General features: G+C 45.5%; 1 protein-coding gene. It reads left to right on the top strand.

Features of this window, described 5'->3' with window-relative positions:
- Window positions 1-5 precede the first annotated feature (5 nt).
- On the top strand, window positions 6-640 hold a 635-nt coding region (locus AC1M84_RS14230), incomplete at its 3' end, for a GTP-binding protein (RefSeq protein ID WP_481594118.1).

Raw genomic sequence — 640 nt, 5'->3', positions numbered from 1 at the left:
ATCTCATGGCTAAGGCTAAGTTTGAACGTAATAAGCCACACGTTAACGTGGGCACAATCGGTCACGTTGACCATGGTAAAACAACTTTAACTGCTGCTATCGCAACTGTATGTGCGAAGAAATTCGGTGGTGAAGCTAAAGACTACGCTGCTATCGACTCTGCACCAGAAGAAAAAGCACGTGGTATTACAATTAATACATCACACGTAGAATACGATTCTCCAACTCGTCACTACGCTCACGTAGACTGCCCGGGCCACGCCGATTATGTTAAAAACATGATCACTGGTGCTGCTCAGATGGACGGTGCGATCCTTGTTTGTTCAGCGACAGATGGTCCAATGCCACAAACTCGTGAACACATCCTTCTTTCTCGTCAGGTAGGTGTACCTTACATCATCGTATTCTTAAACAAATGCGATATCGTAGACGACGAAGAGTTAATCGAATTAGTTGAAATGGAAGTTCGTGAACTTCTTTCTACTTATGACTTCCCAGGTGATGACACTCCAGTAATCCGTGGTTCAGCACTTGCTGCACTTAACGGTGAATCAGGTCAATATGGCGAAGATGCTGTAGTTGCTCTTGTTGAAGCGCTTGACTCTTACATCCCAGAGCCAGTGCGTGCTGTAGACCAAGC

The organism is Acinetobacter sp. 24-47-66 (assembly GCF_056779755.1).
The sequence above is the reverse complement of the archived record's forward strand: the minus strand, read 5'-3'. Positions and strand labels throughout refer to the sequence as shown.